Source organism: Micromonospora luteifusca (assembly GCF_016907275.1).
Taxonomy (GTDB): Bacteria; Actinomycetota; Actinomycetes; order Mycobacteriales; family Micromonosporaceae; genus Micromonospora; species Micromonospora luteifusca.
On the sequence record NZ_JAFBBP010000001.1, the window covers coordinates 5,049,265 to 5,065,220 of the forward strand.

The 15,956-nt window shown below is 68.6% G+C and carries 16 protein-coding genes; 6 read left to right on the plus strand and 10 right to left on the minus strand.

All coding sequences use genetic code 11. The features are described 5' to 3' along the window. Nucleotides 1–200 precede the first annotated feature (200 nt). Nucleotides 201–1,001 (plus strand): leucine-rich repeat domain-containing protein, encoded by an 801-nt coding sequence (locus JOD64_RS23165; protein ID WP_204944126.1) that lies wholly within the window; start codon nt 201–203, stop codon nt 999–1,001. Between the two features lie 77 nt (nt 1,002–1,078). On the opposite strand, the gene JOD64_RS23170 is transcribed toward JOD64_RS23165, so the two are convergent. Together JOD64_RS23170 and JOD64_RS23175 are read right to left on the minus strand one after the other, a co-directional pair. Continuing rightward, nucleotides 1,079–1,798: a DinB family protein gene (locus tag JOD64_RS23170; protein WP_204944127.1), complete on the minus strand. Its 720-nt coding sequence runs from the start codon at nt 1,796–1,798 to the stop codon at nt 1,079–1,081. Between the two features lie 75 nt (nt 1,799–1,873). After that, nucleotides 1,874–2,983 carry a hypothetical protein gene (locus tag JOD64_RS23175; RefSeq protein WP_204944128.1) on the minus strand — a complete coding sequence of 370 codons (1,110 nt, stop codon included), beginning with the start codon at nt 2,981–2,983 and terminating at the stop codon, nt 1,874–1,876. 279 nt (nt 2,984–3,262) lie between these two features. Here JOD64_RS23175 and JOD64_RS23180 point away from each other — a divergent pair, with 279 nt between their 5' ends. Beyond that, on the plus strand, nt 3,263–3,655 hold the full coding sequence (locus tag JOD64_RS23180; RefSeq protein WP_204944129.1) for a hypothetical protein: 393 nt from the start codon (nt 3,263–3,265) through the stop codon (nt 3,653–3,655). Between the two features lie 42 nt (nt 3,656–3,697). Here JOD64_RS23180 and JOD64_RS23185 read toward each other — a convergent pair whose 3' ends face one another. Continuing rightward, nucleotides 3,698–5,032: a CE1 family esterase gene (locus JOD64_RS23185; protein WP_204944130.1), complete on the minus strand. Its 1,335-nt coding sequence runs from the start codon at nt 5,030–5,032 to the stop codon at nt 3,698–3,700. A gap of 709 nt (nt 5,033–5,741) precedes the next feature. Between JOD64_RS23185 and JOD64_RS23190 the strand changes: the two genes are divergently transcribed. Further along, complete coding sequence (locus tag JOD64_RS23190; protein ID WP_204944131.1) at nt 5,742–6,170, plus strand: hypothetical protein; 429 nt, start codon at nt 5,742–5,744, stop codon at nt 6,168–6,170. A 30-nt stretch (nt 6,171–6,200) separates the two neighbouring features. On the opposite strand, the gene JOD64_RS23195 is transcribed toward JOD64_RS23190, so the two are convergent. Together JOD64_RS23195 and JOD64_RS23200 are read right to left on the minus strand one after the other, a co-directional pair. Further along, nucleotides 6,201–7,433: an RNA polymerase sigma factor gene (locus tag JOD64_RS23195; RefSeq protein WP_239559623.1), complete on the minus strand. Its 1,233-nt coding sequence runs from the start codon at nt 7,431–7,433 to the stop codon at nt 6,201–6,203. A 15-nt stretch (nt 7,434–7,448) separates the two neighbouring features. Continuing rightward, complete coding sequence (locus JOD64_RS23200) at nt 7,449–7,805, minus strand: YciI family protein (protein WP_204944132.1); 357 nt, start codon at nt 7,803–7,805, stop codon at nt 7,449–7,451. 211 nt (nt 7,806–8,016) lie between these two features. Between JOD64_RS23200 and JOD64_RS23205 the strand changes: the two genes are divergently transcribed. Together JOD64_RS23205 and JOD64_RS23210 are read left to right on the plus strand one after the other, a co-directional pair. Then, nucleotides 8,017–8,613 carry an alpha/beta fold hydrolase gene (locus JOD64_RS23205; protein ID WP_307813576.1) on the plus strand — a complete coding sequence of 199 codons (597 nt, stop codon included), beginning with the start codon at nt 8,017–8,019 and terminating at the stop codon, nt 8,611–8,613. 100 nt (nt 8,614–8,713) lie between these two features. Further along, on the plus strand, nt 8,714–9,076 hold the full coding sequence (locus JOD64_RS23210; RefSeq protein WP_204944133.1) for a hypothetical protein: 363 nt from the start codon (nt 8,714–8,716) through the stop codon (nt 9,074–9,076). 6 nt (nt 9,077–9,082) lie between these two features. Here the strand turns inward: JOD64_RS23210 and JOD64_RS23215 are convergent, their stop codons facing one another. After that, entirely contained in the window at nt 9,083–9,487 is a 405-nt protein-coding gene (locus JOD64_RS23215; protein ID WP_204944134.1) for a hypothetical protein, read from the minus strand. Nucleotides 9,488–9,916: 429 nt separating this feature from the next. On the opposite strand from JOD64_RS23215, the gene JOD64_RS23220 reads away from it, so the two are divergent. Continuing rightward, entirely contained in the window at nt 9,917–10,954 is a 1,038-nt protein-coding gene (locus tag JOD64_RS23220) for a LacI family DNA-binding transcriptional regulator (protein WP_204944135.1), read from the plus strand. Here JOD64_RS23220 and JOD64_RS23225 read toward each other — a convergent pair. The 4 genes from JOD64_RS23225 to JOD64_RS23240 all read right to left on the minus strand — a co-directional run bounded on the left by JOD64_RS23225 (nt 10,941) and on the right by JOD64_RS23240 (nt 15,735). Beyond that, nucleotides 10,941–12,653, minus strand: coding sequence for an amylo-alpha-1,6-glucosidase (locus tag JOD64_RS23225; RefSeq protein ID WP_204944136.1), 1,713 nt, complete (start codon nt 12,651–12,653; stop codon nt 10,941–10,943). The two genes, JOD64_RS23220 and JOD64_RS23225, sit on opposite strands and share 14 nt — an antisense overlap. A 32-nt stretch (nt 12,654–12,685) precedes the next feature. Continuing rightward, complete coding sequence (locus JOD64_RS23230; RefSeq protein WP_204944137.1) at nt 12,686–13,510, minus strand: carbohydrate ABC transporter permease; 825 nt, start codon at nt 13,508–13,510, stop codon at nt 12,686–12,688. Further along, a complete protein-coding gene (locus JOD64_RS23235; protein ID WP_307813578.1) occupies nt 13,507–14,346 on the minus strand; it encodes a carbohydrate ABC transporter permease in 840 nt (279 codons plus the stop codon). Before JOD64_RS23235 ends, JOD64_RS23230 begins: the two co-directional genes overlap by 4 nt. A 150-nt stretch (nt 14,347–14,496) precedes the next feature. Then, a complete protein-coding gene (locus JOD64_RS23240; protein ID WP_204944138.1) occupies nt 14,497–15,735 on the minus strand; it encodes a sugar ABC transporter substrate-binding protein in 1,239 nt (412 codons plus the stop codon). Nucleotides 15,736–15,956: the final 221 nt, after the last annotated feature.

Below are 15,956 nucleotides of genomic sequence, written 5' to 3' on the forward strand. Positions count from 1 at the left end.
GTCGTCTCCCCTCAGCCCCCGGACGAGGACCGTCTGTTCGTGCGCGGCGGCCCGGCCGACCGCCGCACACCAGTTCCACGAACGGTTGCGCCTCGATACGACACCATCCCGGAAACTTCTTTTCAAGGCAGCCACGAAGCGGGTGGAACAGTGGCGGTCGGCCTCCGCATACCGTTGCCAAGGCTCAGTAGCATCTCGGCGTGGACGCGAATGACACCAGACCGCAGTTGATTGCGAACCGCTTCGCGGATGCGGTCGGACCCAGTGCGGGCGGTCCAGCCCGCGACCATTGCGGCTGCGTCGACTACTCGACGGAGACCCGGCCGAGCAGCGTCGCGTTCCACGCCGACCGCCAGGACACCGAGGCGGCCGGCTGGCGGCATCTGCTGGCGCTGATCGACGAGGCCGCAGCGGACGGGCGGTCGGAGTTCAAGCCGTTCGTCGAACTGAGCGCTCCCGAGCGGCGGCAGATCGTCACGCTGCCGGCGACGATCGCAAAGCTGACCGCTGTCAAACACCTGGTGCTCTACGGCACGAACCTGGTTCGTATCCCGCCCGAGATCGGGGCGATGACCAGTCTGGAGATCTTCGAGCCGTACACCTCCTGCCGGCTGCACTGGTACCCGTACGAGTTGACCAGATGCACGAAGCTCGTCGACAGCACGGTGAGCACCCGCGCCCTCTACGGGAACTTCAAGTTCCGGCCGCCGTTTCCGACGCTGCGGGCGCTGACCCCCTCGACCGAGGCCGACTTCACCGCACTCGACCCGGGCACGTGGGGCTGCGAAACGGCGCGCGCCTGCAGCATCTGTGCTGGCCCACTCGACGGTGAGCTGCGCCAGGTCTGGATCTCTGGCCTGGTCGCCACCGACGTGCTGCCGCTGTTGGTGAACGCATGTTCCGCGGCGTGCGTGGCGGCGCTGCCACAGCCGCATCCCGGTTACCACCCGACGCCGCACACCGGCGGCCCACACATCCTCCAGCCACCCACGAGGCGTTGAGACGCCAACTCCACCCCTGTACTCGCTGTCGTGCCTGGTCGGCCGCCCTGGGCGCGAGGCGCCGAAGGAGTGGACCTTCAGCGCTGCGCGTCGAGGTCACGCAGCGCGAAGCGGAGGTGCTCCCACTCTTCGTCGAAGATCACGTGAAGGCAGCTCAGGACGGATTGTTGGTGTGCGGGTGACCACGCGCTTGGCCGGGATTCGGCGAGCAGGTCCGGCGTGACGGTGGACAGGAAATCCCGCATCATCGCCTGGTGCTCGGCACGCACCTGACGTACCGCCGCGAAAGTTGGCTGCTCGGTGGCCAAGATCGACATGTCGTAACCGTCGGTCTCATACTCGGCGTTTGGTTGGCCGAGCGGGTGGAAAGGCTGTGGCAGGCGCAGGATCGCCTTGCCGAGCCAGGTGTCGGTGGCGAACACAAGGTGGCGCAGCGTCTGCGCGAACGACCACTCACCGTCAATCGAAACGTCGGCGGTGCCCTCGGGCATGGACAGGACCCGGTCGACTGCGGCCGCCCAGGCCCGTTCGAGCGCCGCCCACGCCGTGCGCAACCCCTCCGGGTCCTTGGCCTGCCTCAGTTCGCGTCCGGGGAACCGCCGGTTGAGCTCGGTCTCGACGAGCGGCGCGACGTCGACACCGTTGACCAGGAGAGCACCCTCGGCCAGCCACGGTGCGTCGATGTCCAGCCCGTTCACATCGACGCCACGCATCACCGCGCCGGCCAGCGTCGACCTGTTGAACCGTGCACCCCTCAGGTCCTTGTCGACAAACGTGGCTATCTTGTCCTGGGTCATGGCGTACTCCCATCCCTTCGCCGAATGCGGCGATGCTAGCGCTCACGTCCGACAGCTCCGAGCAGGCGCAGCCGGTCAGGAGAGCGGAGAAATGCTTCGATCTTCGCTGCCAGAACCGCCGAGGGGCGCGGCCGTGGACGAGCCGGATGGCTCACGACGAGATGGTGCGTCTGCCGTCTGCTCCTGACGTGGCCGGGTGGTGAGGGCGTAGCCGGTCGTCGTGACGCCCAGCGACACCCCCCAGCCGAGGAACACCAGCAGCGTGGCGGTTACCGCCCACCCGTCCCCGACGTCCGACCAGCGCAGGTCACCGGCGTGTAGTTGGCCGACGAACACCGCGAAGCTCAGCACGCCGTAGGTGACCAGCGCGAGTGCCACCACCCCGGCCGGAATCACCGCCAGCAGCCGCGGAACCTGTCGACCGCGCAGTCCCGGCACCCAGCGCGGAAACTGCTGCCCCCATCGCTGTACCAGACCGAGAACGAGCAGACCGGCCAGCGGTGGGATGAGCGTGATCGCCACGCCCGTCTGCGTCGAGAGGTCGCGGTGGATGTCGTTCAGTTCCGACTCGGAGATACCGAAGGGCACGCCGAGCACCCAGAGCCCATGCGGTACGGCCCAGCCGACCACCGGCAGCGCGACGGCCACGTACGCCCAGAGGCGCGTCCACCGTGGCACCGGCTGAAAGCCGGGAGTCACCGGTCCGCGCCGGGGACCGGTCGCGTTCGCGAGCCCGGCGAACAGGACACCACCGATCACCAGCGCGAGCCGGGCGCCGAGGTCACGCCAGTCCGAGGGACGCCCCGCCAACGCCGCAGGGATCTCGAAGAGCAGGTGTAGCGGGAACGCGACGAGCAGGAGCAGTGCGGCCGCCATCCAGCTGGCCGTGGCCGCGGAGCGGCCGGAGAACCGGACCGCGCATCCGACGACCACCGTGAGGGCGACGCCGATTCCCACCGCTCCCCACCCCGACGAGAACGGCAGCGCCTCGACGCGGTCGGCGCCGCATCCCCCCGCCGGATCGCCCAGATCAGTGCGGTCGCAGGCGGTGTACCCCCACCGGCCACCGGCGATCCAGAACAGACGCAGCGCCACCTCACCGACGAGGAAGACGACGCACGCCGCAGCCCATGATCTGGCCCGGTCGGCCGACGATCCGTGCCAAGAAGCGGAACGGTCTGACATGTCGCTCCCCCCAGGTGCAGTGCCATGTCGGTGCACCGGACTCCCAGCCGTACCGAGGCAGGCCCTAGGGGCCACACCGACGCTCACGAGCCAATGATCTGCGGCGATGGGCAGCTCAACCTCCCCGGCAGAGGGGACTGTGCTCCCTCTACCGGTGGTCAGTGGTCCGGTACCCCACTTCTCGGACGGCCAGCACGCATGCGGGGATCGGCACGGGGCCTGTGATGTTCACCGATACGGCTCCTGCGCGGACCCCAGCGGATGGCCGAGACTGTAGCGATGTCGCCAGATGTCGAAGGTGCGCCGCGCAGGCAGGTCGCCACCACAGCTCTGCTCATCGTTGCTGGCGTGCTCGTCCTCTTCGTCCCCGCCGGTGGCGAGGGCCGCGTTCTCCTGCCCGTCAGCGAGGGTCACGGACTGTCCGCCGTGGACGCGGTCGGCGCGGCGCTACTGGCGGTGGGCGCGACCTGGCTGGAAGTGCTCGTGGTACGACGACTGCCGCACCTCGCCCTGCCCCCACGGGCGTTGTTCGCACTCGGTCTACTGGCCGGCCTCGGCGTGGGACTCCTGATCGCTTCGGTCTTCTCGGGATTCTTCTGGTGGTGGGCCGTCGGCGCTGCCGCGATCGGCGTTGCCGTCCTCGTCCTCGTGCCTCTCACGGCACGCCGCTGAGGGGCCCGGAGCCAGTGGCTCCGGGCCCCGGTTCTGCCTCGCTCAGGGGCTGGTGCAGGTGATGTTGCCGGGCGGGGTGGCGCCGTTGCCAGTGGCGGTGAACCCGAAGGTGGTGGAGGTGTTCGGGCCCAGCGTGCCGTTGTAGGCGGCGTTGCGGACGGTGACGTCGCCGGTGGTGCCCGTGTTGGTGCCGCTCCAGAGGCTGCTGATGGCCTGGCCACTGGCCATGGTCAGGCGTACGGTCCAGCCGGTGATGGTGGCGGCGGTGTTGTTGGCCACGGTCACCTCGCCCTGGAAGCCGCCGGGCCAACTGTTGATCGCGTTGTAGGTGGCGGTGCAGGTGCCCGGCTCTCCGGTCGGCGGAGGGGTCGTCGGCGGAGGTGTCGTCGGAGGGGGCGTGGTCGGCGGGGGCGTGGTCGGTGGCGCCGTCGTTGGTGGCGGAGTGGTCGGCGGGGCGGTCGTGGGGGGCGTGGTCGACTCGAACTGACTGAAGAATCTCCAGATCTCCGCCGAGGTCCAGGTCCTGGAGTCGTTCGGGCTGGACGATCCGTCGACCGGGCTGGGGGTGTGGTCTCCGTCGAACGCGGCCCATTGCACGGGATAGCCCGCTCGGCAGCCCGCATAGGTGGTGGTGATGTGGGTGAGGCTGCCTCGGCTCGGCTCCCGCGGGCTCTGCGCCGTGCAGCCGTTGTTGCGGACGAACGTGTCGCGCAACGACCGGCCCTGGGAGATGTTCAGCACGCTGTCGTAGATGCCGTGGATGCCGAAGTAGGCGACGGGTTGGGTGCCGCCGTTACAGCCGCTGAGGTTGGCACCGGACAGGACGGTGACCGCACGGATGACGGTTGGTCGGGCACAGGCCACCGCGTAGCTCATCGCCCCGCCGTAGCTCCAGCCCAGGGCGAAGCGTTGGGTCGTGTCGACACAGAGGTCCGTCTCGACCTGCCGGGAGATGTCGTCGAAGAGGGTCAGGTCTCGACCGTTGGTGTTGGCCCAACCGGCGTTGAGGCCTTGGGGCGCGACGAAGATCGTGCTGTTGTTGGACAGCGGCGCGAGCCCGTAGTAGCCGGCTGACGCGACGTTGCTGGCCGAGCCGTTCAGCCAGTGGAAGCCGAAGATCAGCCGGTAGGGGCGGTTTCGGTCGTAGCCGTCCGGGATCCGCAGGATGTAGCTGCGACTCTGTCCGCTGCTCTGAATGGTGCGTGTCCCACTCGTGAGCGTGGGTGCCTTGCCGCAGCCCGCGGTCGCCGCGAGCGTGCCGTTCGTCGCGGCCACCGCGGCCCCGCCGAAGCCGCCGCCGAGCGCGCCCCCAGCGGCCACCGCGACGAGGACCGCCGCGCCCGCGACGAAGGAGAGAACCTGTCTACGTTTCAGCATTGCCTGACTCCTTGCCACTGGTCGTGCGGTAACGGTGGTGGTGTGCGGAGCCGACTCGGCGGCCGTCGGCCGTGCCCGCCGTGCCAGCAGGGGATTTGGATGACGACTCACGCCGCGGGATACGGCTTCCCTTCCGTTGCGGGCCGACGTGCAGACCGGTACGGCGTGCACAGGTGGTGTGCCGGCCGCACCGTCGCTGCTGGGTTGTCCGCGACGGGCATTGGAAGCTGGGGCATGCAGCCGGATCGAGATCGTCCGGCAAACCGTCTGCGGTCGCCTGGCATCGGCGGAACGGCCCGGACTGGTCACCGACTGGCAAGGGCGGCGGGAGGGCGTTGCCCTCGGCGTGCCTTTGTCGATCGACTCAGTGATGGGGAGCGTGCCCTTCGCTCCCGCGCCGAAAGATAGCATGTTATCGATAACACGCTCAACCGATCGGACTGGCGATGGGTGCCCACCGAGGGGGCCTCGTTCGCCGACGGCACCGGCGCAGCCAGGAGTTCTGGCCGATTTACATCGAAGAACCTCGTTAGCTTCGTGCCTGCCTGCGGCGGGACGAGAGCTGCCGGCGATGCGACGGGCGCATCTCGTTCAAGGCAGCGGCTCGGGACGATACGGTGGCCTGCCGTGTCGAATCGGCATCGATGCGCGTACCGTCAGGACGAACACCTGCGCCAGTTCGCCGACGTCTTTTGGACGGAGGAAACGAATGAACGTGGCTACCGTTGCCGGCGGCCTTGTCGCGCTCTTCATTGCTGCCGCCGCGTTCGTGAGCGTACGCAGGCGGGGTGGGGCACCTGGTTCCGTTGGTCTGGTGTTGAGGCTGCTCGCGGTCGCCGCCACGGCCTGGATCGTCGTTGCGCTGATGCCCTTCACGATCGACGACAGTGGCGCTGCCGCCAGCTATCTGCTGGGTGTACCGGTGGTCGTGGCCGTCTGTCCCCTCATCGCAGACCTGACCCACCGCGCTGTCGGCATCACCACAGCGGTCGCGGCGCTGGTCATGCTGCTCTGGGCGCTCATCCTCGGCCTCGGTATCGGCCTCTGGTTCGTCCTCCCGGCCCTGCTGCTGGGACTGGCCGCGATAGCCACCACGGCTTCCCGGCCCGCGACGGCACCAAGGAACCAGGATGCCTGAAGGCCGTCCCCAGCTCTGAGGCGCTGACGATTACAGATACCGCTTGACGTCCGTCAGTCGCTCGGTGAGGAAGGCGCGTTCCACATCGTTGTCGGTAAGGGTCAGGGCCTCTTCGTAGGCCGTGACGGCCTGGGGCCACTGCCGCAACTGGCGCAGGAAGTCGGCGCGGGCGGCGCTGAGATATCCGTAGGTGGCCAGAGCCGGATCGGCGAGCAGCGGCGTCAGCGCGTAAAGTCCGGCTTCGGGGCCGTCGCGTAGCCCGATCGCGACCGCGCGATTGAGATCGACCACGGGTGAGGGCCACAGTCGGAACAGGGCGTCGTACAGCCCGACGACCTGGGCCCAGTCGGTGTCCTGCCACGTCGGCGCCTCGGCATGCACGGCAGCTATCGCCGCCTCCAGGGCGTAACGCGTCGGTGGTCGCCGGCGAAGCGCGTCGGTGACCAACGACTGGCCCTCGGCGATGAGTTGCCTGTCCCAGCGTGCCCGGTCCTGCTCGGACAGGAGCACCAGACGCCCGTCGGCGGACACGCGGGCACCCTGCCGCGCCCTGGTAAGTAGCAGCAGCGCGAGAAGGGCGCTGATCTCGGTATCGGTCGGCATGAGCAGATGCAGCATGCGGGCCAGACTGATCGCGCTGTCGACCAGGTCGTGACGGATCAGTTGAGCGCCGACGGGTGCGGTGTGGCCGGTGGTGAAGATGAGATGGACGACCTCGAGTACCGCACCGAGCCGTTCCTCGAGTTGATCCGGACCAGGTACCCGGTACGGGATGCGTGCCGCCGCGATCTTCTTCTTTGCCCGGGTGATACGGGCGGCCATGGTGGCCGGCTGCACCAGGAACGCGCGGGCCACCTCGGGTGTGGAGAGCCCGCACACCAGCCGCAGGGTCAGGCAGATCTGCGCCTGCCTGGACAACGCCGGGTGTGCGCAGGTGAAGATGAGTCGCAACCGGTCGTCGACCAGCCCGTCCTCGGGCCCCGGCGACGTCTCGTCCGCGACGAGCAGTGGCATCTTGCGGCGGAACACCGACTCACGGCGCAGGGCATCCCGGGCCCGGTTGCGCGCGATGGTGGTGAGCCAGGCCCCCGGCCGGTCCGGGATACCGGTCTCCGTCCAGGTCTCCAGGGCCTGTGCGAACGCGTCCTGGGCGCACTCCTCGGCGAGATCGAGGTCTCGGGTCAGATGGGCGGTCGTGCTGAACACCTGTGCCCAGTCGCGGCGGTGCGCCTGCGCGACCGCCGCGACGACCTCATCGTTCATCCGTGCTCGGCCATTTCATCCGTGGTCGACCACGGGACGGATCTCCACACCGCTGTGCGTCGCATGCACCTCGGGAAGCAGTGTCACCATCGACGTGACCTCGTCCAGGTCGGTCGCCTCGAGCAGGTAGTAGCCGCCGAGCGCCTCCTTGGTTTCCAGGAACGGCCCGTCCGTCGTGTTGAGCTGGCCGAGCGCGTCCGAGCGCAGCGAGGTGGCCGCCGATGCCAGCTCCAGCTGTTGCCCGTCGATGATCTGCGCCCCGGCTCTGGCCACGAACGCTTCGTGGGCGGCGTCGTGTGCCCTCCACTGCTCGTCGGTCATCGCGTCCCACTGCTGGGCGTCGCCGTAGATCAGGACCATGTACTTCGCCATGTCTGATATCCCATCGTGTGTCGGCCCTTCGGTAGTGGCCTCTACATTGACGACGAGCCGGGAGGGCTGCGGATCGACAGCAGCGGACAAAATTCGAGGTCCGGAGATCTGGAAATCATCGCAGGCTTCAGGGGCTGGTCAAGAGCGCTCCGTCCGCCGATGTATCGAGGGCCGACGGCCCTGCTCCTGGCGAAACGGTGGGTGCGCGAGGGTGCGAAGGAGGATCGGCATGACAGGTATCGGGCAGATCTTGTTCATTCAGGGCGGCGGCGCGGGCGCGCACGACGAGTGGGACGACAAGTTGTTCGACAGCTTGCGGCGGGAGCTCGGTGACGGGTACGAGGTCCGCTACCCGCGGATGCCCGACGAGGACGACCCGAGCTACGCCAGGTGGAGCGCGGCCATCCGGCGGGAGATCGCGACCTTGGCTGACGGAGCGGTCGTCGCGGGCCATTCGGTCGGCGCGACGATCCTCATCAATGCGCTCGCTGAGCGGCCGCCGGAGCGGAAGCTCAGGGCAATCGTACTGATCGCCGCCCCGTTCGTCGGTCCGGGCGGCTGGCTCAGTGACGAGTTCGAGCGGCCATACGACCTCGGCGCGCGGCTGCCGCACGGCGTGCCGGTGCACGTGTTCCACGGGCTTCAGGATGAAACGGCTCCGCCGTCGCATGCCGACCTGTACGCCGCCGCCATTCCGCAGGCGCAGGTGCACCTGCTGCCCGGGCGCGATCACCAGCTCAACGATGACCTCAGCGAGCTGGCGAGGGTGATCAAGATCGACACCCGGAGACCCGTCGCCCAGGACTAGCGCAGAGCGCAGGGCGGGGGAAGCAGTAGGAGTTCGTTCGGTGGCGGCAAGCTGCGGGCCGTGGGCTGGGGGAAAAATTTCCGTGGAGGTGGGAGCACACATGACACTGAGACGGGTGCTGGTGATCGGTGTCGATCCGGTCCGAATTCCCGGGTGGGATCCTGCGCCGGTCGTGGCGGCGATAGCACGCGGTCAGGCCCGCTTCGACGAGCACGGCATTGAGGCCGACCTGTGCCTGGTGGCGCCCGACGAGGACGCGGAGGGGGCGATCGTCGAGGCGCTGACCCGGCGGAACTACGCCTGCGTGGTCGTCGGCGGCGGTATCCGCAAGCACGAGCCGTTGCTCGAGCTCTTTGAGAAGGTGGTCAACCTCGTCCGGCAGCATGCTCCCGGCGCGGCCATCGCCTTCAACAGCAGCCCCGAGGACACCGCCGACGCCGCGTTGCGGTGGCTGCGACCCTGACTCGGCCTACGGCGCGCTGTCGAACCACCAGTTGGCGAGGAAGTAGAGCCCCGGCAACCACGCGACCGCCGCGGCCGCGAGCCACGCGACGTGGGCCGGAACCGCTTTCCGCGTGCGGCGTACGAGGAGGGCGTTCACCCCCAGGAAGGCCGCACCGAGGATGACCGAGGCGACGACGACGAGCATTCCTACAAGGGAAGCCTCATCCGTGTCGACCTCGAACGGGGGATAACGGCCGGCGATCTTCGCGTAGGTGTGATTCGTGCCCATCGAGTACGGCCCGTCGAGCCGGTGGGCCAGCAAGGAGACGACCATGCCCAGCGGAACGACGGCCAGGACACCGATCACGAGGTTGCACACCAGCGTCGCGGCGGCGGCGACGGAGACCCGTCGCCGGTCGGAGCCGATCACGGCGTCCGATCGTGGATGGCCTCGTTCATCGTGAACTCCCGTTGTTTCGGCCGACCCGGCAAACGGATGAAAGGTAGCAGCAGCACCGCGCGCCGGTCTTCAGCTACGGGTGGACCGTCTCTTCACATTCATCGGATCCTTTCGGCGGTGTGGCGGCGTGGTGGGTTCCATAGTTACGTCACACGTCATACCTTTCACATTAATGTTCGTCCATGAAATGCGCCACCTCCCTCCGCCACCGGTCCGATTCGCCCGACCATCGGATGTGCGGCGACACCCACCGGCGGACCAAATGCGGAAATGGTCGGACGCCCATCGTGATTGCTCCGGAACTTTTCCGACTCGGGCCCGAGAGTCGGGACGGATATGCTCGTCGGCGAAGCAGTGTGCGTCCCCGTGTCGGGGCAAGAATCGATTCGAGGGCGCGGTATGAACATCGGGGAGATCGCCCGCCGGGCGGGGGTGTCCCGCAGCACCGTGTCCTACGTGCTGAGCGGGAAGCGGACCGTGTCGGAGGCGACCCGGCAGCGGATCCAGGCGGTCATCGACGAGCTCGACTATCGACCGAACGCCAGCGCCCGTGCGCTGAAGGAGGGACGCACCCGCACCCTCGGACTGGTGATCCCTCCGGCGAGCCAGCGGCTGACCGACATGCAGTTGGGCTTCGTCGCCAGCGTCGTCGAGGCGGCCGCCCGGCATGACCTCGATGTGCTGCTGTCTCCGTCCGGCGGTGACCACGACCGGTCGTTCGAGCGGATCGTCACCGGCCGTCGGGTGGACGGTGTGGTCCTGATGGAGATCCGCCTGGACGACGACCGGGTGACTCGGCTGACGAAAGCCGGTCTGCCGTTCGTCACGATCGGGCGGACCGCCGAGCCGCACGGCATGAGCTGGATCGACATCGACTACGCCGGGCTGATCGGCCGCTGCGTACACCACCTGGCCGATCTGGGGCATCGGCACGTGGCGCTGGTCAACCGCTCCGCCGAGTTGGTGGCCGCCGGTTACGGCCCCAGCCATCGAGCGCTGGCTGGTTTCCGGGCGGCGGCGGTGGAGCGGGGCCTGACCGGCGTGGAGGTCTGCTCCGGCGACGACACGGCCTCCGGCGAGGCATGCGTGGAAGAACTGCTCGCGACCCACCCGGACGTTACGGCCGTGGCCACCATCAACGAGGCGGCGCTGCCCGGAATGCAGCGTGCACTGACCAGCGCCGGCCTCTCGGTGCCGGGCGACTTCTCCGTCACCGGGGTCGCCGCCCAGCACTGGGCGGAGGACTTCCGCCCGCCGTTGACCGCTGCGGACGTCCCGATGGTCGAGATGGGCGCCGAGGCGGTGTCGCTGTTGCTGGAGATCATCGCGGCGCCCGGGGCGGTGCCACGACACCGGCTGTACAGCCCGCCCATCTCACTGCGCTCCAGCACCGGTCCGGTCCGGGCCCGCGGGGTCGATGCGGCTACCCAGCGGTGACCCGCCGCTCCTCCTGAGCAGCGGCGAGGATGAGATAGCTGCTGGCAGTCCAGGTGTACGCGCGGTCCCTGAGCCCGGCCCCGGTTTCGGCGTCGAAGTTCTCCGCGAACCCGGACTTCTCACACAGCGCGAGGAATCGTCGACTGATCTCGTCGGCGATCCCGATCTGCCCGGCCCGCCGCAGGCCGTCCTCGACCAGGACGGTGGACGGTGCCCAGATGGGGCCACGCCAGTAGCCATCGGCGAGGTAGTGGGCCGAGTCCGTCGGTTCGGTGGCCAGCCCGTGTGTGGTCAGGTGGGTTTCGGCGCCCCGGGCCAGTGCGGCGGCGACCGGGGCCGGCAGGTCGGCCCCGAGCGCGACGGGCATCAGGTCGAGCAGGCTGCGGCTCGCCCGCTGCTTCCCGGTGTGGGGGTTGCGGGCGGTGAAGCGTTCGCCGTCCCACAGGTCCCGCAGCATGGCCCCGTGGATCCGTTCGGCCTCCCGGGACCACTGGTCGGCGGGCTCGCCCAGCTCGATGGCGAGGTCGGCCAGGCAGCGAAGCTGCGAGACCAGGAACGCGGCGAGGTCGGCCGTCTGGAGGACCCGGCCGTCGTGGAAGGTGGTCGCGTTGTCCCAACCGCTGTCGTTGCCGTGCTGGTAGTGGGGCAGATCGTCGCCGGGTGCCCGGCGCGCGTCGAGCCAGAACCGGGTCCAGCGGGCAAGTCGGTGGTATGTCTCCGCCAGCGCCGCCCGGTCCGGCGGCTGGGGAAGACGCCGACGCAGGTGTCGTAGGGCCCAGCCGTGGATGGGGGGCTTGACGTAGTTGTGCAGGACCTCGGAGTGGGTGATCGAGTCGGGTAGGGCGCCGGCCTCGTCCTGGTGGTCGAACGGCAGGTGGAACTGGTGCCAGGCCAGCTCCGGCTCGCCGCCGGCCAGGGCGATCGCGTTGAAGCAGTGGTCCCAGCTCCACACCTTGTCCATCCAGTGCTTGGACATCAGGACGGCCGGCCGGGTGACGAAGCCCGCCGGGGCGACGGTGGCCGACCAGAGTACGTATGCGGCCAGTTCGGCGGCCGGGGTCTCCGCACTCCGCCACGGTGCGATCGCCTCGACGAACGCGGCGAACTCGGCGAACCGGTCGCGGCACAGCTGGTCGAAGGTGACGGAGGCGGTGTACGGGCGGCGGGCGGTCGCGTACTCCTCGATCGCGATCTCCCACGGTTGGTCGTCGGGAAGGTCCACGGACCGGTCGGCGGTGCCGAGCGCCTCGACGCCGTCGGTCCGCTGGAGAGCACCGGAGAGCACCGTGATCCGGTAGCGGCGACCGGTCTCGTACGAGGTGAACACGTGTGACCCGTCGACCGGATCGAGGTACAGGTAGGTGCCGCTGAACGGGGTGAGGCTGCTCGCCGCCGCGGCTACCCGCAGGCCGAGCCGGCGGCCCCGGATCCGCAGGGTCTCCGGCCCGTCGTAGACGGCCTCGATCCGGTCGGCGCCGCTGCGCCAGGTCAGCAGCGCGGGCGTGGCGACGACCGTGGCGTCGGCGACTGTGGGGGCGAGGCGCAGTACGGGGTGCAGCCCGGTCTGGTGGGAGACCAGGTGCAGATCGTCGGCGTACGTCTTCTCGGCTACCACCGGGGAGATGTTGAACCAGGATCCTCGGTAGCTGAACGGGATGTCCTGGATTCCGAACTCCGGACCGGACGGGGCGGCGGTCATGGGTGGCAGGTGCCTTTCTGTGGTGCGGGTGGTCAGTCCTTGACGGCGCCGGCGGTCACGCCCATCGAGACGTACCGCTGGGCCAGGATCAGGAGCACGGCGGCGGGGATGGAGGCGACGACAGCGGTGGCCATGATGGCGTTCCACTGTTGATTGTTGTTGCCGATGTAGTGGTAGATGCCGAGGGTGATCGGCTGGTGGTCACCGCCGCCGGCGAGGGTCGAGGCGAAGATGAAGTCCGACCAGGACCACAGGAACGCGAACAGCGACACCGTGACGATCGAGTTGCGGCTGACCGGCAGCACGACCGACCAGAAGGTCCGCAGCCGACCCGCGCCGTCGACCACGGCGGCCTGGATCAGCTCGTCGGGGATCCCGGACATGAAGGCTGTGAAGATCAGCACGCCGAACGGCACCGCCAGTGTCGTGTCGGCCAGGATCAGGCCGGGCAGCGTGTTCAGGACGCCGAGATTGAGATAGATGGCGTAGAAGCCCATCGCCATGATGATGCCCGGGATCATCTGCGCGATCAGCAGCACGAAGCTCAGCGCCGGGCCGCCGGGCGGCCGGAGCTTCGCCAGCGCGTATCCGGCGGGGGCGGCCAGCGCCACGGTGAGCACCACCGTGCCGAGGCCGACCAGGAAACTGGTGCCGAGGTACGGCAGTTGCTGGTCGAGCACCGCGCGGTAGCCGTCCAGTGTGCCGTTGGTCGGGAACAGGTGCGGGGGACTGGCCCGCATGTCCTGGTCCCGGGTGAACGACACGTTGATCATCCAGTAGACGGGGAAGAGCATCAGCCCGGTCAGCACCAGGCCGATGCCGGTCTTCCACCAGGACCGAGGCGTTGAGGTGGTCATCGTAGGTGCTGCCTCCGCTCGATCCGGATGTAGACGAGCCCGGCGATCAGGGCCATCACGATGAGCAGGTTTCCGATGGCCGCGCCGGGGCCGAATTCGGGCAGCATGTTGCCGAAGCCGAGCCGGTAGGACCAGGTGGCGAGCGTGGCGGAGGAGCCGGTCGGGCCACCCCTGGTCATGATCCAGACGATGTCGAAGACCTTCAGCGTGTAGATCAGCCCCAGCAGCAGCGTGATCGTGGAGACCGGGCGCAGCAGCGGGAACGTGATCCGCCAGAACCGTTGCCAGCTCGACGCCCCATCGAGCGCGGACGCCTCGTACATCTCGACCGGGATCCCCTGTAGCCCGCTGTAGAGCACCACCAGGTTGAACGGGATGCCGATCCAGATGTTCGCGATGATCACCGAGGTGAGCGACCACCCCGGCGAGGTGAGCCAGTTGACCGGGTCGATGCCGACCACGCCGAGTGCCGCGTTGACCAGACCCGAGTCGCTGTTGAGCAGCCACGACCAGGTCGACGCCGAGACGATCAGTGGCAGCAGCCAGGGCACGAGAATCAACGCCCGCAACGTGCGCGACAGCGGAAAATGCTGGTGGAAGAAGAGCGCCAGGGCCATGCCGATGCTGAACTGGAAGGCGAGCGACGCGCCGGTGAAGATCAGGGTGTGCGCCAGCGTCGGCCCGAAGGCGGGGTCGCTGAGGACCGTTCGGTAGTTGTCGAGACCGGCGAAGGGCGCGCCGCCCTGCACGAACGAGCGGACGGTGTACTCGCGCAGGCTCAACTCGACATTGCGGTAGAGCGGGTAGGCGTAGAAGGCGATCAGGTAGATGGTCACCGGCGCCAGGAAGCCCCATGCCAGCCATCGGTCGGGCCGGCGGACGCGGGACGGGGGAGGCCCGGGTGGGGCGGCCTTCGCCGCTCCACCCTGGTCTCGTGCGGCGTTGGAGGTCTGTGTCGTGAGGGGCATGGTGTCGGTTCGGCGTGGTTACCTGGTCGTGGCCGCGGCCTGCGCGGCGGCCAGGGCCTCGCGCGGCGACTTGCCGCCGCTGAGGGCCGCCTGCACCGCGGTCCACAGGGATTCGGAGATCTTCGGGTACTTCGTGCCGAGGTTGTCACCGGTACGGCCCTTGGCTGCCCGGACCGCCTCCACCCAGACCTTGAGCTTGGGATCGGCGGTGGCCTGCCGATCCTGGACCGCGGTGACGGGTGCGACGTAGGACAGCGTGGTGTCCGTGGTGAGAAGGTTGTCGGCGCTGGTCAGACAGGCGACGAGCTTCTGCGACGTGTCGTACCGGCCGGTGTTCTTCTGCACCGGGATGGAGACGAACTCGCCGCCGGTGGGCGCTGGCGCTGGGCCGCCCGCGCTGGCCGGGATCGCGATCGTGCCGTACGAGAAGCCCAGTTTCTCGGCGTTGGCCAGCTGCCAGGTGCCGTTCTCGGCGAACGCGTAGTCGCCGGTGGCGAACTCCTGCCAGCTCGTGGTCTGGGTGTTGTTGATGACCGAGTTCGGAGCGTGGCCCTGCTTGAGCCAGTCGGTCCAGAGCGTCAGCGCGGACACCGCCTGCGGCGAGTCCAAACTGGTCAGTTGAGCTCCCGATCCCCAGAACCAGGGCAGAAACTGGAAGCTGCCCTCCTCGGTGCCGATGGCCGAGAAGGTGATGCCCTTCTTCCCGGCGGCTTTGACCTTGGTCAGCGCCGCGGTCAGTGAGGTCCAGTCCTTGACCGTGGTCGGATCGACACCGGCGGCGGTCAGCAGGTCCTTGTTGTAGTAGAGAGCGAGGGTGTTCGCTCCGATCGGCACCCCGTACGTCTTGCCCTCGCTCTGGCCGGCGCCGAGCAGGTTCGCCGCCATGGCGGAGACGTCCAGCTTGTTGTCGTCGGTGGTGGTGAGCGCGCCGGCCTCGGCCAGTGTCGAGATGACCGGGTTGTCCACGATCAGCACGTCCGGCGAGTTTGCCTGCTGCGCGGCGAGCAGCGCCTTGTTGGTCAGGTCGGTGGTGTCGTAGCCGGTCCGCTCGACCGTCACCCCCGCGGTGGTGCCGCACTTCTTGAGCAGCGAGACCCACTCGGAGTCGGCGGCGAACTGCGGGTACGGATCCCAGACGAGGTAGGCGCCGCCGTCGGTGGGGCTGTCGCCGGACGACGAGCAGGCACTGCCCGCCGCTGCGGCGAGCGCTATCACGGCGACGGCGGCCAGGCGCCGCCGACGACTGAGTCCTGTCATGTGTTGCCTCACTTCAAGTCGATTGTCAGGTGGGCGGTGCGGGTTGACCGTCGCGGGTCGGACGCGGTCCGACCATGAGGCGAACCGATTCGACGAATCGGTTCGCACGAAGATAGGTCTGTCCCTGCCCACTGGTCAAGGGATGGATGGCCGGGCGGGAAGCCGCGCTGGGAAACACGGGCTTTACCGCAGTGTCACTTCATTGACATGGTTCAGTTTCC

What these genes read in the sequence shown, in the direction of transcription:
- JOD64_RS23170 (WP_204944127.1), bottom strand. Translation starts at nt 1,798, where the DNA reads ATGACCCAGGACAAGATAGCCACGTTTGTCGACAAGGACCTGAGGGGT.
- JOD64_RS23175 (WP_204944128.1), bottom strand. Translation starts at nt 2,983, where the DNA reads ATGTCAGACCGTTCCGCTTCTTGGCACGGATCGTCGGCCGACCGGGCC.
- JOD64_RS23180 (WP_204944129.1), top strand. Translation starts at nt 3,263, where the DNA reads ATGTCGCCAGATGTCGAAGGTGCGCCGCGCAGGCAGGTCGCCACCACA.
- JOD64_RS23185 (WP_204944130.1), bottom strand. Translation starts at nt 5,032, where the DNA reads ATGCTGAAACGTAGACAGGTTCTCTCCTTCGTCGCGGGCGCGGCGGTC.
- JOD64_RS23190 (WP_204944131.1), top strand. Translation starts at nt 5,742, where the DNA reads ATGAACGTGGCTACCGTTGCCGGCGGCCTTGTCGCGCTCTTCATTGCT.
- JOD64_RS23195 (WP_239559623.1), bottom strand. Translation starts at nt 7,433, where the DNA reads ATGAACGATGAGGTCGTCGCGGCGGTCGCGCAGGCGCACCGCCGCGAC.
- JOD64_RS23200 (WP_204944132.1), bottom strand. Translation starts at nt 7,805, where the DNA reads ATGGCGAAGTACATGGTCCTGATCTACGGCGACGCCCAGCAGTGGGAC.
- JOD64_RS23210 (WP_204944133.1), top strand. Translation starts at nt 8,714, where the DNA reads ATGACACTGAGACGGGTGCTGGTGATCGGTGTCGATCCGGTCCGAATT.
- JOD64_RS23220 (WP_204944135.1), top strand. Translation starts at nt 9,917, where the DNA reads ATGAACATCGGGGAGATCGCCCGCCGGGCGGGGGTGTCCCGCAGCACC.
- JOD64_RS23225 (WP_204944136.1), bottom strand. Translation starts at nt 12,653, where the DNA reads ATGACCGCCGCCCCGTCCGGTCCGGAGTTCGGAATCCAGGACATCCCG.
- JOD64_RS23230 (WP_204944137.1), bottom strand. Translation starts at nt 13,510, where the DNA reads ATGACCACCTCAACGCCTCGGTCCTGGTGGAAGACCGGCATCGGCCTG.
- JOD64_RS23240 (WP_204944138.1), bottom strand. Translation starts at nt 15,735, where the DNA reads ATGACAGGACTCAGTCGTCGGCGGCGCCTGGCCGCCGTCGCCGTGATA.